General features: G+C 70.9%; 24 protein-coding genes. 16 read left to right on the top strand and 8 right to left on the bottom strand.

Going from position 1 to position 25,049, the window contains the following annotated elements; all coding sequences use genetic code 11:
• Positions 1-8: 8 nt before the first annotated feature.
• The gene (gene rimP / locus QSK34_RS00495) at positions 9-509 is read right to left on the bottom strand and encodes a ribosome maturation factor RimP (RefSeq protein ID WP_030450891.1); all 501 of its coding nucleotides are present in this window, start codon (positions 507-509) and stop codon (positions 9-11) included.
• Between the two features lie 430 nt (positions 510-939).
• Between rimP and QSK34_RS00490 the strand changes: the two genes are divergently transcribed.
• From QSK34_RS00490 to QSK34_RS00480, 3 genes are all read left to right on the top strand, one after another.
• Positions 940-1,407 carry a hypothetical protein gene (locus QSK34_RS00490; RefSeq protein WP_285578681.1) on the top strand — a complete coding sequence of 156 codons (468 nt, stop codon included), beginning with the start codon at positions 940-942 and terminating at the stop codon, positions 1,405-1,407.
• Positions 1,404-1,943, top strand: a complete 540-nt coding sequence (locus QSK34_RS00485) for a ferritin-like domain-containing protein (protein WP_285578679.1) — start codon at positions 1,404-1,406, stop codon at positions 1,941-1,943. Before QSK34_RS00490 ends, QSK34_RS00485 begins: the two co-directional genes overlap by 4 nt.
• Positions 1,944-2,009: 66 nt before the next feature.
• Positions 2,010-2,195, top strand: coding sequence for a DUF4236 domain-containing protein (locus QSK34_RS00480; RefSeq protein ID WP_030450894.1), 186 nt, complete (start codon positions 2,010-2,012; stop codon positions 2,193-2,195).
• Positions 2,196-2,448: 253 nt separating this feature from the next.
• Here QSK34_RS00480 and QSK34_RS00475 read toward each other — a convergent pair whose 3' ends face one another.
• From QSK34_RS00475 to QSK34_RS00465, 3 genes are read right to left on the bottom strand one after another with little or no spacing between them, the layout of a single operon-like run.
• Complete coding sequence (locus QSK34_RS00475; RefSeq protein ID WP_285578676.1) at positions 2,449-4,188, bottom strand: proline--tRNA ligase; 1,740 nt, start codon at positions 4,186-4,188, stop codon at positions 2,449-2,451.
• 47 nt (positions 4,189-4,235) lie between these two features.
• A complete protein-coding gene (locus QSK34_RS00470) occupies positions 4,236-4,892 on the bottom strand; it encodes a hypothetical protein (RefSeq protein WP_285578674.1) in 657 nt (218 codons plus the stop codon).
• 59 nt (positions 4,893-4,951) lie between these two features.
• A complete protein-coding gene (locus QSK34_RS00465) occupies positions 4,952-5,374 on the bottom strand; it encodes a hypothetical protein (protein ID WP_231515305.1) in 423 nt (140 codons plus the stop codon).
• 197 nt (positions 5,375-5,571) lie between these two features.
• Here QSK34_RS00465 and QSK34_RS00460 point away from each other — a divergent pair, with 197 nt between their 5' ends.
• The 4 genes from QSK34_RS00460 (at position 5,572) to QSK34_RS00445 (ending at position 8,895) form a co-directional block, all read left to right on the top strand.
• The gene (locus QSK34_RS00460; RefSeq protein WP_161480538.1) at positions 5,572-6,864 is read left to right on the top strand and encodes an FAD-dependent oxidoreductase; all 1,293 of its coding nucleotides are present in this window, start codon (positions 5,572-5,574) and stop codon (positions 6,862-6,864) included.
• Between the two features lie 9 nt (positions 6,865-6,873).
• The gene (locus QSK34_RS00455) at positions 6,874-8,007 is read left to right on the top strand and encodes a DUF6986 family protein (protein WP_285578671.1); all 1,134 of its coding nucleotides are present in this window, start codon (positions 6,874-6,876) and stop codon (positions 8,005-8,007) included.
• A gap of 83 nt (positions 8,008-8,090) precedes the next feature.
• Positions 8,091-8,531, top strand: a complete 441-nt coding sequence (locus tag QSK34_RS00450) for an Hsp20/alpha crystallin family protein (RefSeq protein ID WP_161480540.1) — start codon at positions 8,091-8,093, stop codon at positions 8,529-8,531.
• A 16-nt stretch (positions 8,532-8,547) separates the two neighbouring features.
• Positions 8,548-8,895: a MerR family transcriptional regulator gene (locus QSK34_RS00445; protein WP_285578668.1), complete on the top strand. Its 348-nt coding sequence runs from the start codon at positions 8,548-8,550 to the stop codon at positions 8,893-8,895.
• Here the strand turns inward: QSK34_RS00445 and QSK34_RS00440 are convergent.
• From QSK34_RS00440 to QSK34_RS00430, 3 genes are all read right to left on the bottom strand, one after another.
• The gene (locus QSK34_RS00440; RefSeq protein ID WP_285578666.1) at positions 8,881-9,558 is read right to left on the bottom strand and encodes a copper homeostasis protein CutC; all 678 of its coding nucleotides are present in this window, start codon (positions 9,556-9,558) and stop codon (positions 8,881-8,883) included. The two genes, QSK34_RS00445 and QSK34_RS00440, sit on opposite strands and share 15 nt — an antisense overlap.
• A 32-nt stretch (positions 9,559-9,590) precedes the next feature.
• Entirely contained in the window at positions 9,591-10,187 is a 597-nt protein-coding gene (locus QSK34_RS00435; RefSeq protein WP_285578664.1) for a GNAT family N-acetyltransferase, read from the bottom strand.
• Between the two features lie 270 nt (positions 10,188-10,457).
• Positions 10,458-11,213, bottom strand: a complete 756-nt coding sequence (locus tag QSK34_RS00430; protein ID WP_285578662.1) for a GntR family transcriptional regulator — start codon at positions 11,211-11,213, stop codon at positions 10,458-10,460.
• A 260-nt stretch (positions 11,214-11,473) separates the two neighbouring features.
• Between QSK34_RS00430 and QSK34_RS00425 the strand changes: the two genes are divergently transcribed.
• From QSK34_RS00425 to QSK34_RS00385, 9 genes are all read left to right on the top strand, one after another.
• Complete coding sequence (locus tag QSK34_RS00425) at positions 11,474-11,662, top strand: hypothetical protein (RefSeq protein ID WP_156045185.1); 189 nt, start codon at positions 11,474-11,476, stop codon at positions 11,660-11,662.
• A 363-nt stretch (positions 11,663-12,025) separates the two neighbouring features.
• Positions 12,026-12,448 carry a GtrA family protein gene (locus tag QSK34_RS00420; RefSeq protein WP_161480543.1) on the top strand — a complete coding sequence of 141 codons (423 nt, stop codon included), beginning with the start codon at positions 12,026-12,028 and terminating at the stop codon, positions 12,446-12,448.
• Positions 12,445-14,745, top strand: coding sequence for a glycosyltransferase family 2 protein (locus QSK34_RS00415; protein ID WP_285578657.1), 2,301 nt, complete (start codon positions 12,445-12,447; stop codon positions 14,743-14,745). The genes QSK34_RS00420 and QSK34_RS00415 overlap by 4 nt, the downstream gene beginning before the upstream one ends.
• Positions 14,742-16,217: a glycosyltransferase gene (locus tag QSK34_RS00410; protein ID WP_081898235.1), complete on the top strand. Its 1,476-nt coding sequence runs from the start codon at positions 14,742-14,744 to the stop codon at positions 16,215-16,217. Before QSK34_RS00415 ends, QSK34_RS00410 begins: the two co-directional genes overlap by 4 nt.
• Before the next feature lie 8 nt (positions 16,218-16,225).
• Positions 16,226-20,320 (top strand): PQQ-dependent sugar dehydrogenase, encoded by a 4,095-nt coding sequence (locus tag QSK34_RS00405; protein WP_285578653.1) that lies wholly within the window; start codon positions 16,226-16,228, stop codon positions 20,318-20,320.
• A gap of 104 nt (positions 20,321-20,424) precedes the next feature.
• Complete coding sequence (locus QSK34_RS00400; RefSeq protein WP_285578651.1) at positions 20,425-21,471, top strand: NAD-dependent epimerase/dehydratase family protein; 1,047 nt, start codon at positions 20,425-20,427, stop codon at positions 21,469-21,471.
• A 60-nt stretch (positions 21,472-21,531) separates the two neighbouring features.
• Positions 21,532-22,188 carry a glycosyltransferase family 2 protein gene (locus QSK34_RS00395; RefSeq protein WP_285578649.1) on the top strand — a complete coding sequence of 219 codons (657 nt, stop codon included), beginning with the start codon at positions 21,532-21,534 and terminating at the stop codon, positions 22,186-22,188.
• Positions 22,185-22,805 carry a TIGR04282 family arsenosugar biosynthesis glycosyltransferase gene (locus tag QSK34_RS00390; protein WP_285578647.1) on the top strand — a complete coding sequence of 207 codons (621 nt, stop codon included), beginning with the start codon at positions 22,185-22,187 and terminating at the stop codon, positions 22,803-22,805. Before QSK34_RS00395 ends, QSK34_RS00390 begins: the two co-directional genes overlap by 4 nt.
• A complete protein-coding gene (locus QSK34_RS00385) occupies positions 22,802-24,148 on the top strand; it encodes a glycosyltransferase 87 family protein (RefSeq protein ID WP_285578645.1) in 1,347 nt (448 codons plus the stop codon). Before QSK34_RS00390 ends, QSK34_RS00385 begins: the two co-directional genes overlap by 4 nt.
• Here the strand turns inward: QSK34_RS00385 and QSK34_RS00380 are convergent.
• Positions 24,142-24,972 carry an NAD(P)H-binding protein gene (locus QSK34_RS00380; protein WP_285578643.1) on the bottom strand — a complete coding sequence of 277 codons (831 nt, stop codon included), beginning with the start codon at positions 24,970-24,972 and terminating at the stop codon, positions 24,142-24,144. The two genes, QSK34_RS00385 and QSK34_RS00380, sit on opposite strands and share 7 nt — an antisense overlap.
• Positions 24,973-25,049: the final 77 nt, after the last annotated feature.

Here is a 25,049-nt window from a genome sequence, read left to right as displayed (position 1 = left end):
GCTCCCCCTCAGCCCTCATCGCCGTCTGCGATGTCTTCTTCATCTTCGTCCTCGTCGTCCAGATGACGGAACTCCACCTGGACCTTGCCCTTTGCCAGATCCGCGTACGCGAAACGGCCGGCGGTCTCGATCTCGACGCCGTCGTCGTCGGCTTCCAGGATCCGGCCCTCGACTCCGGTGCCGTCGGTCAGCGCCGCCTTGACCAGCCTGCCTCTCGCACGGCGCCAGTGGCGCGGCTCGGTCAGCGGGCGGTCGACGCCGGGGGAGGTGACCTCCAGCACGTAGGGACCGCCGCCGAGCGCGTCGGTCGCGTCGAGCCGGTCGGAGACCGAGCGGCTGACCTCGGAGACGTCGTCGAGGCTGATGCCGCCGTCACGGTCGACGACCACCCGCACCAGCCGGCGCTTGCCGGCGGGGGTGACCGTCACGTCTTCGAGGTCGAGACCTTCGGCCTCGACGACCGGGGCGAGCAGCGCCACGAGGCGGTCGCGTCGGGCGGATTCACCCATGGTGACCTCCTTACCAATGGCCATCGGGGGCGTACCTCGCCCAACGTGCCCACAGCCTATCGACAGACCGGCACCGCTCGCCGCGCCGCGCGAACGCGAACCCACCGGCGCGGCCGACTCTGAAGCGCTTTCCACACCCCGGGGGCCCGAACCTGACGCGAGAGCGCGAACCCGTCCGTGGGGCGCGGGTTGGGTGGAGTCGGGAGCGCTCTACGCCACGCGAGAGCGCGAACCCGTCCGTGTGACGCGGGTTGGGTGGAGTCGGGAGCGCTCTACGCCACGCGAGAGCGCGAACCCGTCCGTGTGACGCGGGTTGGGTGGAGTCTGGAGCGCTCTACGCCACGCGAGAGCGCGAACCCGTCCGTGTGGCGCGGGTTGGGTGGAGTCTGGAGCGCTCTACCATGGGCGGGTGCCTGTGGGAGAGTCCGGTATGAACCTGTCCCGGCGTGCCCTGCTGGGTGCCGGGGCCGGCCTGGTGCTGGTGGGTTGCGCGAAGGGCCAGGAGGCCGCGCCACCGGCGGCTTCGCCCTCACCCGATCCACACGCGGCGCTGCTGGCCGGGCTCATCGGCGGCAAGGAGAAGCTGGTCGCGCTCTACCAGCAGGCCGCCCTGTCCGACGCGAAGCTGGCGCCCGCGCTGCAGCCGTTCCAGCAGCGCCACCTGGCCCACCTGGCGGCCCTGCGCAAGCATCTGCCCGAACCCGGTTCCCCCGCCGCGACCCCGACCCCTGTGGTCAACCCGGAGGTGACCGTGGAAGCGCTGAAGGAGGCCGAGCGGGCCGCGGCCGCCGCGCGCCCCGAGCAGGCCGCCGCCGCCAAGCCCGTCGTGGCGCAGCTGGTGGCGAGCATGGGGGCCTGCGAGGCCGTCCACGCCCAAGCCCTCGGGCGGCTGAAGTGAGCGCCTCGGTCGGGCTCTCGAAGGCCCTGGCCGCCGAACACGCCGCCGTGTACGCCTACGGCGTCATCGGCGCCAAGACGACCGGCGCGCTCAGGACCCGCGCGACGACCGGGTTCGACGCCCACCGGGCCCGCCGCGACCAGCTCCGCGCCCTGATGCGCCGCCGCGGCGAGACCCCGGCCGAGCCGGGCACCTACCAGCTCCCCTTCGAGGTGACCACGGCCGCCCAGGCCGCCCGCCTGGCGGCCTACATCGAGGAGCGGGTCTGCGCGGCCTACGTGGAGCTGTCGGCCGACACCGATCCGGGCTTGCGGCGGCTGGCGGTGCTGGCGACGCAGGAGGCCGCCGTACGGGGCTTCGGCTGGCAGCCGCAGATTCCGGCCTTCCCGGGCATGCCGGGCCAGGAACTCGCCGTCTCCAGCCCCGCCGTGACCGAACCGACGCCCCTGCCGCCGAACTCGGGCCGGCCCGTCGCGCCGCCGCCGTCCCAGGAACCGTCCACGCTGCCGGCGCCCGAAGCGGGCGCGACGCCGTAGTCCGGGCGGACCCTGATTCAGGACGGCTCCCGTTTATTCCCGATTTCTCGGGTAGTTCAGGACGTCATGAGTTGGGGCTTCCGAAAAACGATCAAGATCGGTCCGTTCCGGATCAACTTCTCGCGCGGCGGAGTCGGCCACAGCGTCGGCAAGGGTGGCGTGCGGTACACGAAGCGCGCCGACGGTGGAAAGCAGGTCAGCGTCGACCTGCCCGGTGGGTTCTCGTGGCGGCGTTCGCTGAGACGCCGCTAGATCGGATAGCTCCCCTCCGCAGAGGCGGAGGGGGCGTGAGCGGGCGGTTCGTCACACTCCCCCCATGGTGCCGAACCGCCCCTCGCTGTGTCTGATGGCCGCGCCTCCGGCGCGGCGGGCGTGGCCGCCTTCAGTCCGCGCCTTCCCTCGTCGCTCCGGCTCGCTTCGCTCTCCTGCGCTCCTCAGTCCAGGCACGGACGCGGCCCCGCCGCACCGGGCACGCGCCCCATTACGGCGGATCCTCTACAAGCTCTTAGGCGCAGGCCTCGAGGACCTTCTGGACGGCCTCGTCGAGCGGGATCTCGGCGCGGTCGCCCGTGGCGCGGTCGCGGAGTTCGGCCACGCCGTTCGTCACGCCTCGGCCGACGATCAGGACGGTCGGGAGGCCGAGGAGTTCGCTGTCCTTGAACTTCACGCCCGGTGAGACCTGGGGGCGGTCGTCGAGGAGGACGCGCAGGCCCTTGGCCTCGAGCTCTTCGGCGATCTTCGTGGCGATCTCGATCTGGTTCTCCTTGCCGGTGCCGACGATGTGCACGTCGGCGGGCGCGACCTCGCGGGGCCAGGCCAGGCCGAGGGCGTCGTGGCGCTGCTCGGCCATGACGGCCACGGCGCGGGAGACGCCGATGCCGTAGGAGCCCATGGTGATGCGGATGGGTTTGCCGTCGGGGCCGAGGGCGTCGAGCTGGGCGGCGTCGGCGTACTTGCGGCCGAGCTGGAAGATGTGGCCGATCTCGATGCCGCGGTCGATCGACAGGTCGCTGCCGCAGACCGGGCAGGCGTCGCCGGCGCGGATCTCGGCGGCCTCGATGGTGCCGTCGGCGATGAAGTCGCGGCCCGCGACCACGTGGGCGGCGTGCTTGCCGGGCTCGTTGGCGCCGGTCACCCACTCGCTGCCGTCGACCACGCGGGGGTCGACGAGGTAGCGGATGCCGAGCTCCTTGAGGATCTGCGGGCCGATGTAGCCGCGGACCAGCCCCGGGTGCCTGGCGAAGTCGCCCGCCTCGAAGATGGCCGGCTCGCCGGGGGCCAGCGCGGCCTCCAGGCGCTTGAAGTCGACCTCGCGGTCGCCGGGCACGCCGATGACCAGGGTCTCGGCCTCTTTCACGCCGGGCGTGACGACCTTGACGACCACGTTCTTGAGCGTGTCGGCCGCGGTGATCTTCAGGCCGTGGTGCTCGTTCATGTAGGAGACGAGCGTCTCGATGGTCGGGGTGTCGGGGGTGTCGAGCACCGTCAGGGCCTCGCGCTCGCCCGCTACCGGGTCGGGGGCGGGGGTGGTGACGGCCTCGGCGTTGGCGGCGTAGCCGCAGGTGCGGCAGGCCACGAAGGTGTCCTCGCCGGTGGGGGCGGGGGCGAGGAACTCCTCGGAGGCCGAGCCGCCCATGGCGCCGGAGGTCGCGAAGCAGATCTTCACGTCGATGCCGAGCCGCTCGAAGATCCGGATGTACGCCGCCCGGTGGTTCTCGTAACTGCGCTTGAGACCCTCGTCGTCGAGGTCGAAGGAGTAGGAGTCCTTCATCACGAACTCGCGGCCACGCAGGATGCCAGCGCGGGGACGGGCCTCGTCGCGGTATTTGGTCTGGATCTGGTAGAGCGTGACGGGATAGTCCTTGTAGGAGGAGTATTCGCCCTTCACCATGTCGGTGAACATCTCCTCGTGGGTGGGCCCGAGGAGGTAGTCGTTGCCCTTGCGGTCCTTCAGCCGGAACAGGGTGTCGCCGTATTCGGTCCAGCGGCCGGTGGCCTCGTAGAAGTCGCGGGGCAGCAGGGCGGGGAAGAGCACCTCCTGGCCGCCCATCGCGTTCATCTCCTCGCGGACGACCCTGGCGACGTTCTCCAGGACGATCTTGCCGAGCGGCAGCCACGAGTAGATGCCGGGGGCGACGCGGCGGACGTAACCGGCCCTGACCAGGAGCTTGTGGCTCGGGACTTCGGCGTCCGCCGGATCCTCACGCAGGGTGCGCAGGAACAGGGTCGACATCCGCAGAAGCACGGCTACTCCTCTATAGGGCTGCTGTAGTCGTCAAAGGCTACCGAGTATCACAGCGATTGAAGCACCATCCCGTACCCGACGCTGTAGGCGAGTCCGATGGCGACGCCGAAGAGGCGGTCGGCGAGGCGGCGGCGGAACAGCAGCAGGAAACCGATGCCCAGGACGGCCGACGTGGCCAGGGCGTAGGGCCACTCCTCGGTCAGGGTCAGCATCTCCTCGGCGGCCATCGACAGCAGCAGGCCCGAGGCGAAGCCGTAACAGACGCCCCCGACCCGGTCGCACCGGGTCGCGCCGTAGCTCAGCGGGCCCAGTACGGCGATGATGGTCAGGCCGGCGACCAGGCCCCCAGGGGCGGAGCCGAGGCCGGAGAAGGGCGCGTCGTGGTGGATCGCCGCGCCGGCCGTGATCTGGCCGACCAGCGCCCCGAACGCGGCCATGCAGCCGTTGAGCAGCGCCCAGCCGAAGCCGGCCGCGCCGGCTCCGACGACCACGGCCAGCACCATGATCAGGTAGGGGTCGTAGACGGCCATGAGCCAGGAGGGCGCGGCGCCCGAGAGGCCGGCGCCCACGAAGCCCACCACGGCGCCGCCGAGCAGCGCCGCCAGCAGGTACCACTGGCTGCGCCGATCTCGCCGGTCGAGTGCGATGAAGTCCTGTTCAGGGCCTAGCGGGCCGTGTCTGCTCCAACTGAAAGCCCAGACCATCGATTCCCCCGAGCGATGTCCGCGTACAGCGCTTTCAGTCTATAAGCGGACAAAAAGGATCACCCACCCAGGAGCTCCTCCCACGGCTGGCGCGACCCCGTGCGCCGGGCCGGGTCGAGCGCCTCCGACAGGCGCCACACGCCGGGCCGGGCCCGCATGCGGTCGAGCCCGAGGGGGTCGATGGCCCGCAGGTCGAAGCTGACGCCCATCACGTCGAGCCGGGCGCACAGCGGGGTCACGGGGGCGAGCGGGCCGACCAGCGGGCCGGGGAAACCGGGCTCGCGCACCCGCTCGATGAGCAGGTCGGCGACCTCGGTGGCATAGGGGCCCTCGCGCCACTCGATCTCCCAGCCGTCGGTGCCGGGCCACCAGCCCAGGTCGCGGCAGGTCTCCATCATCTCGGGCTCGGTGGCGAAGGCCGCCATCACGCGGCCGAACGCCTCGTAGCGCCGCGCGCCGATCTCGTCGCGGTGGAATCTCATGTCGGGGAGCGTTTCATCTCCCGTGCCATTCGCACCCGGATTTACGCCGGTGCGCCGTCGCCGTTTCCCCGCTCCGCCCACGAGGTCCAACTGTGATCGCGGAACAGATGTGGCGCAACCCCCAATATCGCACTGGCTACCGGGCCCCCGATGGGTAAAGAATCCGGAGAGCGGCTTCTTTGCAAGGAGGCATCCCCGTGGCGCTGCGTGTCGCTGTGGTGGGCTCCGGCCCGGCCGGGATCTACACCGCCGAAGCTCTGACCAAGCAGTCCCCCGGCCCCGTCGAGGTCGACGTCCTGGAGCGCCTGCCCACGCCCTACGGGCTGGTCCGGTACGGGGTGGCGCCCGACCACACCTCGATCAAGTCGATCGCGACCTACCTGCGCCGGGTTCTGGAGGCTCCGGGGGTGCGGTTCCTCGGCGGCGTCGAGCTCGGCCTCGACCTGTCCGTCGACGACCTGCTGACCTGCTACGACGCGGTGGTCTACTGCACCGGGGCCATGGTCGACCGCAGGCTGGGCGTACCGGGGGAGGATCTGCCCGGGAGCGTGGCGGCCACCGACTTCGTGAACTGGTACTGCGGCCACCCCGACGCCCCCGACTTCACCCTCGACGCCGAGGACGTCGTGGTGATCGGGGTGGGGAACGTCGCGGTCGACGTGGTGCGCATCCTGGCCAAGACCGCCGACGAGCTGCGCTCCACCGACGTGCCCCACAACGTGCTGACCGCGCTGGCCGAGTCGAAGGTCAGGCGGGTCCACATGGTGGGCCGCCGGGGCGCCCAGCACGCCAAGTTCACCCTCAAGGAGCTGCGCGAGCTCGGCGACCTGCTGAACGCCGACATCCTGACCTTCCCCGACGAGGTGGCCTGCGACGACCTGACGGAACTCACCCGCCAGATCAGGGGCAACCTCGACGTGCTCCAGTCGTGGTCGGCGCGGGTGCCGGAGAACCGGCCGCGCCGCCTGGAGGTGCGCTTCTGGTTGCGGCCCGTCGAGATCCTCGGCGTCAGCCACGTCGAGGGGGTACGCCTGGAGCGCACCCGCCTCGACGGCAGGCGCGTCGTGGGGACGGGCGAGTTCGAGACGATCCCCGCCGACATGGTGCTGCGCTCGGTCGGCTACCAGAGCGTGGCCCTGCCCAGCGTGCCGTTCTCCGAGGAGACCATGACCGTGCCCAACGTGGCCGGGAGGGTCCGCGACCGCGAGTTCGTGGCGGGCTGGCTGAAGCGCGGCCCGACCGGGGTGATCGGCACCAACAAGTCCGACGCGGCCGAGACCGTCCGCACCCTGCTGGCCTCGGTGACCGAGGGCCCCCGGGAGCGCCGGGTCGACGACCTGCTGCGGGAGCGCGGCGTGCGGCCGGTCACCTATCCCGACTGGCTGGCGATCGAGCAGGCCGAGGAGAAGCTGGCCCGCACCCTCGACCGGGGCGAACGGGTCAAGCTTGTGGGGCGGGCGGCCATGCTGGAGGCGATCGGCCGGGGTTAGGGTCGGTTCGTGGAGATCAACGTCGCGGGCTTCGACAACGTCTACCGGACCCAGCAGGCACGTTTCCCGGCCCGGGAGATCGCCTGGCAACCCGTCCACACCGTCTACGTGCCGGCGAACCTGCTGACCGCCTCCACGGTCGCCGACTGGGGCGCCGAGGCGGCCGGGCTGCTGAGCCTGACCACGCCCGGCGAGTTCGCCGCCCTGTTCGGCGGCGACGTCCACGACCGCGTGGCCCGGACGCTGGCCCGCGAGCCGGTCCAGGACCTCCGGATCGACTTCGAGGACGGCTACACCGGCGCCGACGAGGACGCCGACATGGTGCGGGCCGCCGAGGCGGTGGCCGCGATGCCGGCGCTCCCCCGGCGCTGGGGCCTGCGGGTGAAGTCGTTCGCCGACGGCGACCCCGGGCGGTCGCTGCGCACCCTGCGCGGGTTCCTCGAACGCCTCGTCGAGCTCAAGGGCGGCCTCCCGGACGGCTTCGTGATCACCTTCCCCAAGGTGCTGATGGAGTCCTACCTGGGGATGTTCGCCCGCTCGCTGGCCGAGCTCGAACACGACCTGGGCCTGCCGACGCTGGGCTTCGAGATGCAGGTCGAGGCCCCCCAGACGATCCTGTTCCTCCAGCGCTCCCCCGACCTGGTCGCCAATCTGCGCGGGCGGCTGAAGGCGGCCCACTTCGGCGTCTTCGACTACACCGCCGCCTGCGGCCTGCCGCCGCACGAGCAGCGGCTCGACCATCCGGCCTGCGACCACGCCCGCCACGTCATGCAGACCGTGCTCCACCCCGAGGGCGTCGAGCTCTCCGACGGCTCGCTGGCCGCCGCGCCCGCCTCCGCGTCCAGAGACGACGTGCTGGCGCTGTGGCGGCGGCACGCCGAGACGGTCCGCCACTCGCTGGCCCACGGCTTCTACCAGGGCTGGGACATGCACCCGTCCCACCTGGTCAGCCGCTTCGCCGTGGTCTACGCCCACCACCTGGCGACCTACGCCGAATACCGGGCCAGGGTCGACGCCTGGCAGGCCAGACGTCAGGAGGGCGGGGTGCTCGACGAGCCCGCCACGATCAAAACCCTGGTCGCCGCGCTGCGCCGGGCCGATTTCGCCCTCGGACTTGACACGCCTCCGACAGGAAACCTATAACTGGAGTTGTAGGTTATCTCTCAGACAGGAGACAGGTTGACGGGAGCCGCAGAGGTCTCCCGGATCTTCGGAGGTGATGCACGATGCTGCTGACGTCGATCGACCCGTTCGTGCAGGAGTTCGAGCGGCAGTTCAACCAGCTGACCCGGCAGTTCGCGAAGGACGAGACCAGCGCCGTCATGCCGATGGACGGCATCCGCCGCGCCGACGACGTCGTCCTCCGCTTCGACCTTCCCGGCATCGACCCGGGCTCGGTCGAGGTCACCGTCGACCGGGGCGTGCTGACCGTCTCGGCCCGCCGCTCCGAGGAGTACGCCGAGGGTGAGCGGGCGTTCGTGCGGGAGCGGGTCATGGGAACCTTCACCCGGAGGGTCTACCTCTCCGAGCACCTCGACGCCGACGCCATCGAGGCCGCGTACGACAACGGCGTCCTGGCCGTCCGCATCCCGGTCCTGGAGAAGGCCAAGCCGCGGAAGATCGCCATCCACACCGGCGGCGAGGGCCACCGGGCCATCGACGGCTGAAGCGGAAAGGGGGCGGATGAGCGCCGAACCATCGGGGGGCTACCCCGTCGGCCTGTCGGCCATGGACGACGAGTTCGCCCCCATGTTCAGTGTGGGGCAGGTCGCCTCGATGCTGGAGGTGCAGCAGGCGTTCCTGCGCCGCATCGACCAGCAGCAGGTGGTCTCCCCCCAGCGCTCGGCCGGCGGCCAGCGCCGCTACAGCCGGCACGACATCGGTCAGATCCGGCAGGTGGTCGTCCTGATGGGCGAGGGCATGACCCTGGCGGCCATCCGCCGGATCATCGAGCTCGAATTCGAGGTCATCCGGCTCCGTCGCGAACGCGACGAGCTGCTGGCCCGCCTGCGGGAGCTAGGCGTCGAGTAGCGCCCGCCAGCGGGCCACCCGCCGGGGGTCGACCGCCGAGAGCCACGACTCACGGGCCGCGCTGCCGATGTGGAAGGCCTTGACGCCGTAGTCGAGCAGCACCGGGACGTGGTCGAACGACAACCCTCCCCCGGCCATGATCAGCGCCGCGTCGCCCGCCTCGGCCCGCGTGCGCAGCACCGGCAGTCCCTCGCCGACGCCGCGCGGGGAACCCGAGGTCAGGATCGTGGCCAGGTTGGGCAGCAGCCGCACGGCCCGCCAGGCCGCCTGGACGTCGGCCGCGTGGTCGACCGCGCGGTGGAAGGTCCACGGCAGCGGGGCCGCCGCGTGGATCAGCGCCTCGGTGGCCGCCAGGTCGACGGCCCCCTCGGCGGTGAGGAAACCGAACACGAAACCGGCCGCGCCCGCCTCGGCCATCTCGCGCACCTGGGCGCGCAGCCGGGCCAGCTCCTCGTCGCCCGCGGTGAAACCGGCGTCGAGCCGGACCATCACCATCTGCGGCAACGTGCACTTCTCGGCGATGGCGGCGACCGTCTCCGCCGGCGGGGTGAGCCCGCCGGCGGACATGTCGGCCACGACCTCAAGGCGATCCGCGCCGCCCTCTTCTGCGGCCACGGCGTCGCGCACGTCGAGAGCGATGACTTCAAGCAACGGTCCGGTCATGGGGGAACAGTAGCGGGTCCTGTTGCGCCTCTTCAGTGGGTCAGCAGGACCTTTCCGGCCGCGGTGAGGTCGCGCACCTTCACCTCGGTCCGGCCGCCGCGCAGCCCCGCCGGCCGTTCGAACAACGCCCCCGAGGCGCGGTGCGGGAGGTCGACCGTGCGGACGTGCCGGAACCGCTGTCCCAGGTAGTAGCCCTGGAGGCGGCGGTTCTCCTTGGAGCAGTCGAGCCGCACGTGCCGCCGCCCGGCCGCCAGGGCGCGCAGGCCCGCCCAGTCGAGCAGCACCTCGCCGAGCCCCCGGCCCGAGTGGGCCCGGCTCACCGCGAGCTTGTGGACGTAGAACGCCGATTCCGGACGGTCGGACGGTGTCCAGAACTCGGCGTCGGCGTGGTCGTCCAGCGCCATCACGGCGGCCGTTTCGTCACCCACGGTCAGGACGTAGAGCACGCCCTCGTCGATGAGCGGGGTGATGCGCGCGGCCGGGAAACCGCCGCTCGGCCACTGGCGCACGCCGAGCTCCTCTAGCCACCGCGCCGCGTCCGCGAGAAGAGTGAGCACGTCGGGGAGGTCGGTGCCGTCCGCCCGGCGAAGCACAAGTTCTGCGGAGAGGTTAAGGGTGTCGATGCGCATGGGGGATCCCTTCGTTGCTGCGGGTTTACCTGTGATTACTGAGAGTGACCAATTAGGTGCGCACGGCAGCCGTCGCCCCTAAAGCGCGACCTGATTGGACGAAATGGGGGACTAACCGTCCGTAATTAACGGCCCAGCGCGAGAAGGCAGGCCTGATACCTGCGGTGGCGGCGTTTGACGCACAGGCTGGCGCCACCCCGAGCGCGGCCCGGGGGGCGCTCGCGGCGCGACCACAGGTGAGGCGGTCCTAGACGGACGGCCTGAGTTCGGTCAATGACGTTCCAGCTCGTACCTGATCAGATGCTTGTCGGCGGGGAGCACCGACACGGCGACCCGGACGGGTGCTTCGTCAGGGTCGTACCCAACACGGACATAGACGACAACTGGTGTACCGGGTTCTAGCTGTAGACGTGTCGATTCATCCGGAGTTGGCATACGTGCCGAAATATCGTCGACAAAGCGGACCTGAGGGTGTCCCAGTTCCTCCAGGACCCGGTTGGCCCCGCGGGTGATGTTGCCGGGACGCACGATCTCGGAGCCGGCGACCAGCTTGAGCGGGTAGTACGAGTCGTTCGTGTTGTACGGCTGGCCGTCCACGTAACGCAGCCGGCGGCGCACCACCGTGTGGGCGTCCTCCTCGACCAGTTCGAGGCGGGTGGCGACGTCGGGGGGCGGCTGCACGATCTGCACTTCTATGTTCTGCTCGGCCACCCGCCCCTCGGAGGTGACGGCGTGCACGAAGGCGTCGAAGCGCGGCAGGTCGCCGCCGAGGGGTAACAGCTCGTCCTGCGGGCGCATGAGAAGCGGCCGGCGTTCCCGGACGAAGGTGCCGCGCCGGCGCATGCGGAGGATGAGGCCCTCGTTCTCCAGCTCACCCAGGGCCAGGCGGACCGTGTTGCGGCTGACCTGATGGCCGTCCATGAGCTCGGTCTCGGTGGGGATCTGATCACCCGGGCGGAACTCACCCGAGTAGATGGCCTTCCGGAGTTCGGCGGCCACCTGCTGGTAGAGCGACGATCGTGCCATCTTTCCTCAATCCACCCTTTTGTGCCAACAAATCTAGACGATCTCGGTCTAACTTGGAACAACCACTTGACCCCACGGCGTGAGCGCCGCATTATCCAAACGTTGGTACAAATCCATCCAATGGGGGTGGGCCGGTGTTGGCGGTCCGTACGGGTAGGCCCTACCTGCCCTGGCGCGATCCCTGTGAGGCGACGCGACTCCTGAGGTACGCGCTGCATCGCCAGGGCTTCACCCACACCTACCAGAGCAACGGAAATGGGATGTCCGTTCTGTCGGTATCGGCCGATCTGACTGTTTGGTGCAAGCACGGGTCGTTCGTCTGGAATGAGGATGGTCACGAGATGACGCATCCGTCCGACGACCCGGTGGGCGCGGCCCGGTTGATCGAACGCCACTACCGCGCACCGCTCGAAGAGGACGACGGTGCCCCAGTGACTCCGCGCGATTAGCGGCGCCTACGACCCCATCCCTCGCCGGGGTCGTCGGCATCCTCGCCGCGCCGCGCGGAGCGGTGCGTGTCCTGGCGGGTCCCCCACGCCCGCCAGGACACGCCACCGTTAATCCACACCTTGACTCCACCGGCCGACGAAGGCCCGTCCTGACCTGCCGGGACCGTTCCAAGACGGGAATTCGGCCTACACGCCATTGTCATTTGGCGTGGTCAGAAGTTCATATACTTAACTTCTCTACAGAAGTTCTCGCTAGCTATAGTTCACGCTGCGATAACGCCACTCTTCCGCGCATGTCATGAAACTTCATGACGCTTGGCACGTACCAATCCGCGATCACCAGGCACAAGCCGTGGGGGACGAGTGGCGATTGTTCCGGATTATCACTTACGTGTGGTGCGATTTCTCCTGGTGGGTGGTTTCTGCTTCGGAGTCCAGTACCTCGCGATGACCGCAATGGCATCGGCCGGCGTCCCATGGACCCCCGCCGATGCCATCGGTTTTCTCCTGTCAGCCCAGCTCAACTTCGTGTTGAGCTCGAAGTTCACCTGGGGGGACCGCCGCTTCCCGCTGACCGTCAGGCGATGGTCGGGCTACAACGGCACGGCGCTCCTGTCGCTCGCCGTCAATACCGGCGTTTTCGCCCTGGTTCACCCATATCTGCCCACTGTCATTTCCGCTGCGACCGGTGTCCTGATCGGCACGATTGTCACCTATCTCATATGTGACAAGTTCGTATTCGCCACCCGTGAGAAGGCCCGAGAGAAGGCCGAGGCCCTCGCGTGACCCTCGAGATTCCCAGCGCGCCGCCCCGGGCCGCGCGCCTGTACACCGAGGGCGTGACCGTCGTCATGCCCGCGTACAACGAAGAAGAGAACCTCCGGACAACGGTCGAGGACTTCCTCGGCACGCTGGCCGGCATGGAGCACCGGATCGTCGTCGTCAACGACGGCTCCCCCGACGGGACCGGACGGGTGCTCGACGAGCTCGCCGAGCTCTACCCCGGACGGGTGCTCGCCGTCCACCACCAGTTCAACCAGGGATACGGCGCGGCGGTCCGCACCGGCATCGCGACCGCCCTCGACCAGACCGACATGCGGCGCATCCTGCTCACCGACTCCGACGGCCAGTTCCGGGCCGACGACCTGCTGACCTTCCTCCAGGTGCAGCGCGACGAGCGCGCCGACGGAGTGATCGGCTACCGCAAGCACCGCGCCGACCCCGCCATGCGGAAGGTCAACGCCTGGATCTGGACCCAGCTGAGCCGGGTGCTGCTGCGCACCCGCAGCCGTGACGTCGACTGCGCCTACAAACTGCTCGACCGCAAGCTCCTCGACGACCTGACGCTGACCGGCGAGGCCGCGGCGATCTCGCCGGAGCTGCTCGCCAAGATCGGCGCGGGCCACACGCGCATCGTCGAACACCCGGTCAACCACTACCCGCGCCAGCACGGCCACCAGACCGGCGCGTCGATCAGGGTCATCCTGCGCTCGCTCACCAGCCTCGCCGGCGTCTACCGCGACCTGGTCAGGGACGGCCTGAAGTGGCGCCGCACCCGCCGGGCGCTCACCCCCGCCGACCCGCTGCTGGCCGTGGTGACCGGCCTCGCGGCCGTCCTGTCGGTCGTGGCGGCGGTCTACTACTTCAACCAGGGCGTCGTCCTCAGCTACAAGGACGCGGTCTCGCACGTCCTGATCGCGGCGCGCGTGGTCGACAGCCCGACCGCCGGCGTCGCCCAGCTCGGTGGCGTGTGGCTTCCGTTGCCGCACGTCCTCGCGGTGCCGCTGGTGTGGATCGAGTTCTTCTACACGACCGGCCTCGCCTCCAGCATCGGCTCGATGATCTCGTTCGTCATCACGGTGCGGTACCTGTACAAGATCGCCGACGGCATGGCGGGCACCCGCTGGGCCGGCGTGGCGGCGGCCGCGGTGTTCGCGCTGAACACCAACGCCCTGTACCTGCAGGCCACCCCGATGACCGAGTCGCTGCTGTTCGCCTGCATCGCGGGCGCGGTCTACCACCTCCAGGAGTGGTGCCGGACCGGCCGCTACGGCCAGATCGCCCTCTCCTCGATGTGGACCGTTCTCGCGACGCTCACCCGGTACGAGGGCTGGGTGCTGTGCCTGGCGGTCACCTGCGTCGTGGGCTACACGGCGCTGCGCCGGTGGCGCGGCTACACCCACATCGAGGCGAACCTGATCTTCTTCTCGGTGATCGCCTACAGCGGCATCGCCGCCTGGTGCGGGTGGAACTGGATCATCTTCGGCCACCCGCTCTACTGGCAGGTCGGCGAGTACGCCAAGCCGTCTCTCTGGGTCACCGACGGCGACCAGACGGTCGGCGACCTCGTCGTCTCGGCCCAGACCTACCTGATCGCGATGGCCGACGACATCGGCTACGTGACGCTGGGCCTGGCCGCGCTGGGCGTGGTCCTCTACTTCGCCCGCCACCGGATCCACGCGGCCACGCTGGCGCCGTACGCCCTGCTCGGGTTCCTGCCGTTCTACGTCTTCACCCTGTACGCCGGGCAGCGCCCGCTGCACGTCGCCGAGATCCACGGCGACCTCTACAACGTGCGGTTCGGCATGGTCATGGCGCTGGGCGCGGCGGTGTTCGCGGGGTTCCTGGTGGCGTACGTCAAGCAGGCGCGGCCGTTCCTGGCGGTCGCCGTGGCGGCCACGGTGCTGGCGGTGCCGGGCACCAAGACCCTGGAGGAACCGGTGGCCTACCTGAACTCCCCCGGCGGCCGGATCGACGTCGGCTCGGCCACCTGGCTGAAGGAGAACTACGACGGCGGGCGGGTGCTGATGCAGAACTTCGGCAACGAGCTCGTCACCTTCCAGTCGCAGCTGCCCCTCGGGGAGATCATCTACGAGGGCTCGTTCCGGATGTGGGAACCGGCGCTCGAAGACCCCGTCACGAGCAAGGTGCGCTGGATCTACATGCGCTCGTCCAAGGGCGCCGAGGACGGCGTCTACAAGTCCCTGCACGGCACCCCGGTCCTCAACGAGAACTACCAGCTCCTCTACCAGGACGCCGACCGCCTGATCTACCGCGCCATCCGAACGGAGCCCGTGCGATGACCCCCACCGCCGTCATTCCCGACGAACTGAGCGCGCGCCGCCTGCTCAGCCGGGGCCAGGCGGTCACCGGCACACTGGTGATCGCCCTGCTGGCCGGCGCGCTCGCGCTGCACGTGTTCACCGGCTGGGGCCCCGGCCCGGTCTGGTACGGCCAGGCCGCCGTCGCGCTCGTCACCGCGGTCTACGTCGCCGTCATCGCCTTCAAGCTGGCCATGGTGCTGGGCGCGTGGGGCTCGCCGGTGCTCCGCTTCGAGCCCTCCGACATCGACACCATCCCCCGGGAGATGCTGCCGGTCTACACCGTCCTGGTGCCGCTGCACCGGGAGGCGGAGGTGCTGCCGTTCCTGCTGGAGCGGCTGTCCCAGATGGACTACCCGCCGGAGAAGCTGCAGATCCTGCTGCTGATCGAGGAGGACGACGACGCCACCCGCGGCGCCCTGGCCACCATCGACCTGCTGCCGCAGTTCGAGGTCGTGATCATTCCTCACTCCAACCCGAAGACGAAGCCGAAGGCGTGCAACGTCGGGCTGGAGAAGGCACGCGGGGAGTTCTGCGTCATCTACGACGCCGAGGACCGGCCCGACCCCGACCAGCTCCGCAAGTCGGTGCTGGCGTTCCGGCTGCTGGCCGACCGCGTGGTCTGCGTGCAGGCCGAGCTGCAGTACTGGAACCCGTGGACGAACTGGCTCACCCGGTGCTTCGCGGCCGAGTACGCCACCAACTTCTCCCTGTCGCTGCGCGGCCTCGACCGGCACCGCCTGGCCATCCCGCTCGGCGGCACGTCCAACCACTTCCGCACCGACGCGCTGCGCGCGCTGGGCGGCTGGGACGCCTACAACGTCACCGAGGACGCCGACCTCGGCATCCGCATCGCCCGGCGCGGCTGGGACGTGCGCATGATGGTGTCGGTCACCGAGGAGGAGGCCAACAGCCACCTGGGCAACTGGGTGCGGCAGCGGTCGCGGTGGATCAAGGGCTACATCCAGACGTGGCTGGTGCACACCCGCCACCCGGTCAAGTTGTGGCGGGAGCTCGGCACCCGCCGCTGGATCGCCTTCCACCTGACCCTCGGGTTCTCCACGTTCACGACGCTGGTCAACCCGTTCTTCTGGCTGATGACGCTGGTCTACGTCTTCACCGGCACGCAGTACATCGAGGCGCTGTTCCCCGCCGTGGTGCTCTACCTCGGCGTGCTGACGATGATCCTCGGCAACTTCCTGATGATGTACTGCCTGATGACCGGCTGCATGGAGCGGGGGCTCCACCGCGCGGTCCGGGCGATGCTCACCGTCCCCCTCTACTGGGGCCTGATGAGCGTCGCGGCGTACAAGGCCTTCTTCCAGCTCCTGCGCCCGTCGCGGCGGCACTACTGGGAGCTCACCGAGCACGGGCTCGTCGACCACGCGTCGGCGCACGAGGAAGAGACCGCCGGCCGCCCCGCCAAGGCCCCGTTGCCTGCCCTCACCGACTAGGTACCACCATGCGCACCCTCACCGCCTTACTGCTCCTCCTCGTGCTCGTCGTCGTTCCCGCGCCGGCGGCCCAGGCCGCGCCGCCGGTGGAGTTCGACAAGACCCTGCTCGCCGACGGCCTGGACATGCCGACGGCCTTCCGGTTCGCGCCGGACGGCCGCATCCTCATCGGCGAGAAGAACGGCGCCATCCGCCTCATCAAGAACGGCGTGCTCCAGACGGCGCCGATGATCACCCTGCCCACCGCGAACGCCGACGAGCGCGGCCTGCTCGGGCTGGAGCTCGACCCCGACTTCGCCACCAACCACCACGTCTACGTCGCCTACACCCGCAGCGACAACTTCAACCGGCTGAGCCGCTTCACCGTCACCGGCGACACCATCGCGGCGGCCTCGGAGCTGGTGCTCATCCAGTCGAACCAGCAGTCGAACGTGTTCCACCACGGCGGCGAGCTGCGCTTCCTCCCGGACGGCAAGTTGTACTGGTCGCTCGGGATGAACACCTACAACCCCAACTCGCAGAACCTCGGCACGCCCCACGGCAAGATCCTGCGCGTCAACAAGGACGGCACGATCCCGCCCGACAACCCGTTCGCGGCCACCCCGGGAGCCGAGCGCTCCATCTGGGCCTACGGCCTGCGCAACCCGTTCCGCTGGGACGTGGTGCCGGACGGCCCCAACGCCGGGAAGATCCTCACCGGCGACGTCGGCGGCTCGGAGTGGGAGGAGATCAACCTCATCGAGAAGGGCGCCAACTACGGCTGGCCCCTCGCGGAGGGCTTCTGCGCCGGATGCGGCTACGCCAACCCCGTCCACACCTACCCGCACACCGCTCCCCCGGCCGCGGCCGGGTCGGTGACCTCGCTGGAGATCTACACCGGAGGGACGTTCCCGGACGAGTACGACAACGCGGTCTTCTTCGCCGACTACACGCTCGGGTTCATCAAGTACCTGAAGATGGACGAGGAGTTCAAGAGCGTCATCTCGGTCAACGACTTCGACCTGAACGCCGGCACGCCGGTGCAGCTCTCCACCGGCCCCGACGGGAACCTCTACCAGCTCAACATCTACCCGGGCGCCTTCTACAGGATCGCCCCCTCGGGCGGCAACCGCGCGCCGGTGGCCAAGGCGGCCGCGACGCCCTCCGACGGCCTCGGGCCGCTGGAGGTGCACTTCTCGTCGCTCGGGTCGGGCGACCCCGACGAGGGCGACGACGTGACGTACCTGTGGGACTTCAAAGACGGCACCACCTCGACCGAGCCGAGCCCGACGCACACGTACACGGCCAACGGCGTCTACGACGTCACGCTGACCGTCAGCGACGGCGCGAAGTCGACGCAGGCGACGGTCAAGGTCACCGTCGGCAACCGGCGGCCGACGGGCACGATCACCGCCCCGGTCTCGCTGTCCACGTATGACGCCGGCGACGTCATCACCTACGCGGCCACCGGCACCGACCCCGAAGACGGCACGCTCCCGGCCTCGGCGTTCTCGTGGTCGGTGGTCTTCCACCACGCCGACCACGTGCACCCGTTCCTCGGGCCGGTCAACGGCGTGCGCGGCGGCACGTTCACGATCCCGCGCGTCGCCGACAACGTGGCCACGACGTGGTACCGCGTGCAGCTCACGGTGACCGACGCGGGCGGGCTCCAGCACACGTCGTTCGTCGACGTGAAGCCCAACCTGGTCGAGCTGACCTTCACCTCCGATCCGCTCGGGCCGACGTACACGGTGGACGGCGTGCCGTTCACCGGGACCAAGGTCGAGCAGGCGGTCGTGGGGGTCGAGCGGGTGCTGAGCGCCCCGGCGACCCAGTTCCACAACGGGAAGCAGTACGCCTGGCAGGGCTGGTCCGACGAGGGCGAGCTCACCCACACGATCGTCACGCCCGGCGAGGACACCGTCTACGCGGCCGACTTCCTCGAACTCACCCAGCCGCCCGCACCGTGGGCCAGCGCCGACATCGGCCCGCGCACCGTCGCCGGGACGACCTACTACGACGCCGGCTCGTTCACGATCAAGGGCGGCGGCAACGACGTCTGGGACCAGACCGACGAGTTCCGGTACGTCTTCCAGCCGCTCCAGGGCGACGGCACGATCATCGCCAGGCTGACCGAGCAGACCGACACCCATCCGTGGGCCAAGGCCGGCGTCATGATCAAGGAGTCGGCCACCCCGATGGCGAAGTACGCCGCCGTGGCGCTGACCCCCCAGAACGGCATGCACTTCCAGTACGACTTCCAGGGCGACGGCGGCGGTTACCCGTCGCTGGGCGGCTGGATGAAGCTGACCAGGACCGGCGACGTCTTCACCGCCTTCCGCTCCGCGGACGGCGTCGTGTGGACGGCGATCGGCACCACCACCCTGCCCATGGCCGCCCAGGCGACCATCGGCCTGTGGGTCAGCTCCCACGACATGACCGCCCTGAGCGCGGCGACGTTCGAGAACGTCCAGGTCACGCAGGGCTCGACGGTCGGCCCGGTGCCCGCGCCGTGGACCCGCGCGGACGTCGACGGCGCCACCCCGGCCGGTTCGGCGACCTACGACTCGGCGAACGGGACCTTCACCGTCAACGGCGGCGGCACCGACGTGTGGGCCGACACCGAGGAGCACTCGTTCCTCAACCGCCCGCTGACCGGCGACGGCTCGATCACCGCCCGCATAACCTCGCAGTCGGAGACCGCGCCGTGGGCCAAGGCGGGCCTGATGATCAAGGGCCCGGAGTCGTACGCCGACCTGTTCGTCACCCCCGAGAACGGCATGCACTTCCAGACCTCCGACCCGTCGTCGGTGGTCGGCGGCCCGTTCACCTTCCCCGACGCGTGGGCCCGCCTGACCCGCGAAGGCGACGTGATCAAGGCGTACCGCTCGCCCGACGGGGAGAACTGGACCCTGGTCGGCCAGCACACCCTGCCCGGCCTGCCGGAGACGGTGGCGGCGGGCATGTTCGTCACCGCTCACCGCGACGGCACCGTCCTGGGCACGGCCACCTTCGACCACGTGACGTTCGAGTCGGCCGACGACCCGGGCCTCCCGGCGTTGTGGACCGGCGGCGACGTGGGCAACCCGGTGCTGCCCGGCTCCTCCGGCGAACTCGGCGGCGTGTTCAGCATCACGGCGGGTGGCGACGACGTCTGGGGCACCACCGACCAGATGCACTTCGTGCGCCGCCCGCTCACCGGCGACGGCACCATCGTCGCCCGGGTGAACTCGCTGACCCGGGCCGAGGCGTGGACGAAGGCCGGAGTCATGTTCAAGGAGACCTCGGTCTCCGGTTCCTCGTACGCCGCCCTGCTGCTGAGCGCCGACCACGGCGTCCACCTGCAGACGACCGGGGAACAGGACGTCACCGGGACCGACCTCGACCCTCCGGGCGTGTGGCTGAAGCTGGTCCGCGCCGGGAACACGTTCACCGCCTTCGACTCCGGCGACGGCGTGACGTGGACCCGCGTCGGCGCCCGCACGGTGACGATGGCCGCCGCCGCCCAGGTCGGCCTGTTCGCCGTCTCCCACGACGGCAGCCAGACGACCACGGCGACGTTCTCGGACGTGACGGTGACCCCCGCCAACACCACCGGCCTGCCCGCCGGATGGAACTCCGTCGACGTCGGCGGTCCCGCCCTGGCGGGCACGGCCAGCGTCAACGGCCGGACCTTCACGATCTCCGGCGCGGGCGGCGACGTGTGGGGCACGGCCGACCAGATGCACTACGTCTACCGCGACCTCCCGGCGAACGGCACCATCGTGGCCCGCGTGATCAGCCAGGAGAACACCGACGACTGGGCGAAGTCGGGCCTGATGATCAAGTCCGCCGCGACGGCGCTCTCCCCCTACAGCGGGGTGTTCCTGACCCCGGCGCACGGCATCCACCAGCAGGCGAACTTCAATTCCGATGCGGACGGCGGAGCCGCCACGGCACCCGTGTGGTTGCGGGTGTCCCGGGTGGGGTCGACGGTGACCACCTACCGGTCGGCGAACGGCGAGGACTGGACGGCGATCGGCACGGCGACCCTCGCCGGGCCGGCGACGATCGGGCTCTTCGTCTGCTCCCATGAGGCGGGACAGCTCAACACGACGGTCTTCGACCAGGTGCTGGTGAGCTGAACCGCTCGCTATATGGCCGGGCGTCTCCCCACGGGAGGCGCCCGGCCCCTTTCGCGACGGCGCGGGAACACGGCGCTGACCTGCGGATTCCGTAGTTTTCTGGCATGCGAGTTCTCGTCACTGGAGGAGCCGGGTTCATCGGCTCGCACATCGTCGCCGCCCTCAATGCCGCCGGTCACGAACCGGTCGTGTACGACGCCCTGCTGCCCGCCGCCCATCCCCGTGAGCCGGAGATCCCGGACGCCGAGTTCGTCCGGGGAGACGTGCGCGACGCCGCGGCGCTGGAGACGGCCCTGCGCGGGGTCGGCGCGGTCTGCCACCAGGCCGCGATGGTCGGGCTCGGCGCCGACTTCGGCGACGCGCCCGACTACGTGTCGTGCAACGACCACGGCACCGCGGTGCTCCTGGCGGCCATGGCGCGGCAGGGGGTGTCGCGGCTGGTCCAGGCCGGGTCGATGGTCGTCTACGGCGAGGGCCGCTACGTCTGCCCCGGCCACGGCGTCGTGCGGCCCGGGCCCCGGGACGTCGCCGACCTCGACGCGGGGCGGTTCGAGCCGCGCTGCCCGCTCTGCGGCGCGGAGATGGCGCCCGGCCTGGTCACCGAGGACGCCCCGGTCGACCCCCGCAACGTCTACGCCACCACGAAGCTCGCCCAGGAGCATCTGGCCGCCTCGTGGGCGCGGGCGACCGGCGGGCGGGCGGTGTCGCTGCGCTACCACAACGTCTACGGGCCCGGCATGCCGCGCGACACCCCCTACGCGGGGGTGGCGTCGTTCTTCCGGTCGGCGCTGGAGCGCGGCGAGGCGCCCCGGGTGTTCGAGGACGGCGGGCAGCGCCGTGACTTCGTGCACGTCAGAGACGTCGCCATGGCGAACCTGGCCGCGCTGGACGCGGTCGGGGACCTGCCCGGGGGGCGGCACACCGCCTACAACGCCGGGAGCGGCCACCCCCACACCGTCGGCGAGATGGCGACCGCGCTGGCGACCGCGTTCGGCGGCCCGATGCCGGTCGTGACCGGCGAATACCGGCTGGGCGACGTGCGGCACATCACGGCCGACTCCGCGCGGCTCCGCCGTGACCTGGGGTGGAAGCCCTCGGTGGAGTTCGGCGACGGGGTGGTGGAGTTCGCGCACGCCCCCCTCAGGTCATGAGCGCGCATAACCCGCGTTGCGCGGAGATCCACCGGGGCCGGTCCTTCCTACGGTGGCAGGGTGATCGAAACAACCGTGGACGTCGTGCTGCCCTGCCTGAACGAGGCCGAAGCCCTGCCGTGGGTGCTGGAGCGCGTCCCGCCGGGCTGGCGGGCGCTGGTCGTGGACAACGGCTCGACCGACGGGTCGGCGGAGCTCGCCCGCTCGCTCGGCGCGACCGTGGTGCACGAGTCCCGGCGCGGGTTCGGGGCGGCCTGCCACGCCGGGCTGCTGGCGGCCGAGGCCGACGTCGTCTGCTTCTGCGACTGTGACGCCTCGCTCGATCCGGGGCTGCTGACGGAGTTCGTCCAGCTGCTGCGCGGCGGAGACGACCTGGTGCTGGGGCGGCGGCGGCCGCGGTCGCGCGGGGCGTGGCCGGTGCACGCGCGGGCCGGGAACTGGGCGTTGTCGAAGATGGTGCGGCGGCGGACCGGCCTGCGCCTGCACGACCTCGGGCCGCTGCGCGCCGCGCGGCGGGAGGCGCTGCTCAAGCTCGACCTCACCGACCGGCGCAGCGGCTACCCGCTGGAGATGGTGGTGCGCGCCGCCGACGAGGGCTGGCGCATCCGCGAGATCGACGTGCCCTACCTGCCCCGCAGCGGGAAGTCCAAGGTCACCGGCACCTGGCGGGGAACGTTCCAGGCCGTCATGGACATGCGGAAGGTGCTGGCCCGATGACGACCCTGCTCGTGATCGCCAAGGAGCCGGTGCCCGGCCGGGTCAAGACCCGGCTCACCCCGCCGTTCACGCTGGGGGAGGCCGCCGCGCTGGCCGAGGCGGCGCTCGCCGACACGTTGACGGCGGCCCTGGCCACCCCCGCCGACCGGCACGTGCTGGTGCTCGACGGCTCCCCCGGCCCGTGGACGCCGCCCGGCTTCGAGATCCGGCCCCAGTGCGGCGGCGGCCTGGACGAGCGCCTGGCCGCCGCGTTCGCCGCCTGCGCCGGCCCGGCCCTGCTGATCGGTATGGACACCCCGCAGGTCACCCCTGACCTGCTCGAACCGGCACTGAACTTCGGCCGGCACGACGCCTGGTTCGGCCCGGCCGACGACGGCGGCTTCTGGGCGCTCGGCCTCGGAGATCCCGATCCGGCGCTGCTGCTCGGCGTGCCCATGTCGGTCGCCGAGACCGGCGCCGTCCAGCTCGCCCGCCTGCGTGACAAGGGCCTGCGGGTCGGCGGGCTGCCGGCCCTGCGCGACGTCGACACGGCGGCCGACGCCCGCGTGGTGGCCGAGCAGGCGCCGTGCACCCTCTTCGCCGATCTGCACGCCCGGCTCCGGACGCCCGCCCGATGACGGCAACGCCACCTGACGAGACGTCGGGGCCCGGCCCGGCGAGGCGCACCGTCGCCCTGCTGGCCGCCCTGGTCGCCGCGCTGGCCGTCACCGTCACCCGGACCGGGCAACTGGCCGACCCCGCCGGGCTGATCGGCTGGTACGCGGTCTGCTGGGCGCTGTTCGCGGCGGCGGCGTGGTCGCTGCGGCGGGTGCCGCCGAAGAAGGCGGCCGTGCTGGTGGTGGCGGGCGGCCTCGCGGTCGGCGCGGTGGGGCTGCTGGAGCCGCCGCGCACCAGCACCGACTCCTACCGCTACGCCTGGGACGGGCGGGTGCAGGCCGCCGGGATCTCCCCGTACGACCACCCGCCGATCGCCGAGGAACTGGCCGGGCTGCGTGACGACTGGTTGTTCACCGACGGGCCGATCTGCCGGACGGCCTACATGTCGTGGTTGTGGGGCGGCGGCTGCACCCGCATCAACCGGCCGCGGGTGCCGACCATCTATCCCCCGGTGTCGGAGGCCTGGTTCCTGGCCGTGCACACCCTGTCTCCGCCGGAGTCGCGTCACAAGCCGTTGCAGGTGGGCGGCCTGCTGCTGGCCACGGCGACGACCCTGCTGCTGGTGCGGCGGGCCGGCGCCAGGGCCTGCCTGTGGGCGTGGTGCCCGGCGGTGCCGGTCGAGGCGGTCAACAACGCCCACGCCGACGTGCTGGCGGTCTTCCTGGCGGTGGCGGCGCTGGGCCTGGTGGCGCGGCGGCGCCTCGCCGGAGGGGCGCTGCTCGGCGGGGCCGTCGCCGCGAAGTTCTTCCCCGCCGTCCTGCTGCCCGGCGCGCTGTCGGGGGTACGCCGCCCGCGCGACGCCATGGCCGTCCTGGTGCCGGCCGGTCTCGTGGTGGTCCTCGCCTATCTGCCGTACGTGCTGGCCTCGGAGGCGTCGGTGTTCGGCTACCTGGGCGGGTACGCGTCCGAGGAGGGCTACTCGACCGGGTCCGACGGGCGGTACGGGCTGATCCGGCTGCTGGTGCCCGACGCCTGGGCGCTGCCGGTGGTCGTGCTGGCGATGGGGGCCGTGGCGGCGTACACGATCAGGAAGGGGGATCCGGCGCGGCCCTGGCAGGGTGGGCTGGTCGTGACCGGGACCGCGTTCCTGCTGCTCACGCCCGGCTACTCCTGGTATGCCCTGCTGCTCGTCGCCCTGGTCGCCCTCGACGGGCGCTGGGAGTGGCTCGGCGTGGCCGCCGCCGGGGCGGTCGCCTACGTGACCGGGCTGGGCACGATCGCCTACGCGCTGGCCGGGCTCGGAGTGCTGGCGGGCTGGGCGGCGCGGACGTCGGCCCGCACCGCCCCGGCCCTCGCCTACTGAGCCAACGCCTCGCGCAGCGTGACGGGCGGGCGGCCGATGAGCTTCGCCAGGTCGTCGCCCGACGTCGCCAGGTTGCCCCCGGCGATCCCGAGGTCGATGCCGACCACGAAGTCGGCGACCTGGCCGGGCAGCCCGGCGCCCGTGAGGACCTCGCGGTACTGCTCGCCGGTCAGCGGCGTGTACCCGACCGGTTTCCCGGAGACCTCGGTGACCAGCTCGGCCAGGCCGGCCAGCGTGAACACCTCGGCGGCCAGTTCGTAGACGCCCTTGTCCGGCTCGCCGGTGAGCACCGCCGCGGCGGCGTCGGCGAGGTCGGCGCGGGCCGCCGCGCCGATCGGCCCGTCACCGGCCGCCCCCGCGACCCCGTGTTCCAGGTAGGCGGGCAGCTGGGCGGTGTAGACCTCGTAGTAGAACCCGTTGCGCAGGAAGACCGGCCGCAGCCCCGAGTCGGTCAGCAGCTTCTCGGTGGCCCGGTGGTCTTCGGCCAGGTCCATCGTGGAGGTGGCGGCGTTCAGGATGCTCGTGTACGCCACCAGCTCCACCCCCGCGTCGACGGCGGCGGCCACGACGTTGGCGTGCTGCGCCTGCCGCCGTCCCGGCTCCGATCCCGACACGAACAGCAGCCGCGACGCCCCGGCGAAGGCCTCGCGCAATGCGCCGGCGTCCTCGTAGTCGGCCCTGCGGATCTCCACGCCCAGGTCGGCGGCCTTCTCGATCTGGCGTCCGGTGCCCCGGATCTCCCCGGCGGGCACCCCGCGGCGCAGCAGGCTCTCGATGGCGAGCCGCCCGAAGGGTCCGGTGGCGCCGGTGACGACGTAGGTCATCTCGTTCCCTCTCATTACGATGTAACGGGGGCAACAGGGCAGGTCAGGTCATGCTTCCCGATCGATAGAGGGCACCT

The organism is Herbidospora sp. NBRC 101105 (assembly GCF_030269205.1).
Lineage (GTDB): Bacteria > Actinomycetota > Actinomycetes > Streptosporangiales > Streptosporangiaceae > Herbidospora > Herbidospora solisilvae.
This window is presented reverse-complemented; position numbering and strand designations above follow the sequence as displayed.

Excerpts from the sequence above, each read along its gene's own strand:
- rimP (WP_030450891.1), bottom strand. The coding sequence starts at position 509 with ATGGGTGAATCCGCCCGACGCGACCGCCTCGTGGCGCTGCTCGCCCCG.
- QSK34_RS00490 (WP_285578681.1), top strand. The coding sequence starts at position 940 with ATGAACCTGTCCCGGCGTGCCCTGCTGGGTGCCGGGGCCGGCCTGGTG.
- QSK34_RS00480 (WP_030450894.1), top strand. The coding sequence starts at position 2,010 with ATGAGTTGGGGCTTCCGAAAAACGATCAAGATCGGTCCGTTCCGGATC.
- QSK34_RS00470 (WP_285578674.1), bottom strand. The coding sequence starts at position 4,892 with ATGGTCTGGGCTTTCAGTTGGAGCAGACACGGCCCGCTAGGCCCTGAA.
- QSK34_RS00465 (WP_231515305.1), bottom strand. The coding sequence starts at position 5,374 with ATGAGATTCCACCGCGACGAGATCGGCGCGCGGCGCTACGAGGCGTTC.
- QSK34_RS00450 (WP_161480540.1), top strand. The coding sequence starts at position 8,091 with ATGCTGCTGACGTCGATCGACCCGTTCGTGCAGGAGTTCGAGCGGCAG.
- QSK34_RS00445 (WP_285578668.1), top strand. The coding sequence starts at position 8,548 with ATGAGCGCCGAACCATCGGGGGGCTACCCCGTCGGCCTGTCGGCCATG.
- QSK34_RS00440 (WP_285578666.1), bottom strand. The coding sequence starts at position 9,558 with ATGACCGGACCGTTGCTTGAAGTCATCGCTCTCGACGTGCGCGACGCC.
- QSK34_RS00435 (WP_285578664.1), bottom strand. The coding sequence starts at position 10,187 with ATGCGCATCGACACCCTTAACCTCTCCGCAGAACTTGTGCTTCGCCGG.
- QSK34_RS00430 (WP_285578662.1), bottom strand. The coding sequence starts at position 11,213 with ATGGCACGATCGTCGCTCTACCAGCAGGTGGCCGCCGAACTCCGGAAG.
- QSK34_RS00425 (WP_156045185.1), top strand. The coding sequence starts at position 11,474 with ATGTCCGTTCTGTCGGTATCGGCCGATCTGACTGTTTGGTGCAAGCAC.
- QSK34_RS00410 (WP_081898235.1), top strand. The coding sequence starts at position 14,742 with ATGACCCCCACCGCCGTCATTCCCGACGAACTGAGCGCGCGCCGCCTG.
- QSK34_RS00405 (WP_285578653.1), top strand. The coding sequence starts at position 16,226 with ATGCGCACCCTCACCGCCTTACTGCTCCTCCTCGTGCTCGTCGTCGTT.
- QSK34_RS00400 (WP_285578651.1), top strand. The coding sequence starts at position 20,425 with ATGCGAGTTCTCGTCACTGGAGGAGCCGGGTTCATCGGCTCGCACATC.
- QSK34_RS00390 (WP_285578647.1), top strand. The coding sequence starts at position 22,185 with ATGACGACCCTGCTCGTGATCGCCAAGGAGCCGGTGCCCGGCCGGGTC.
- QSK34_RS00385 (WP_285578645.1), top strand. The coding sequence starts at position 22,802 with ATGACGGCAACGCCACCTGACGAGACGTCGGGGCCCGGCCCGGCGAGG.
- QSK34_RS00380 (WP_285578643.1), bottom strand. The coding sequence starts at position 24,972 with ATGACCTACGTCGTCACCGGCGCCACCGGACCCTTCGGGCGGCTCGCC.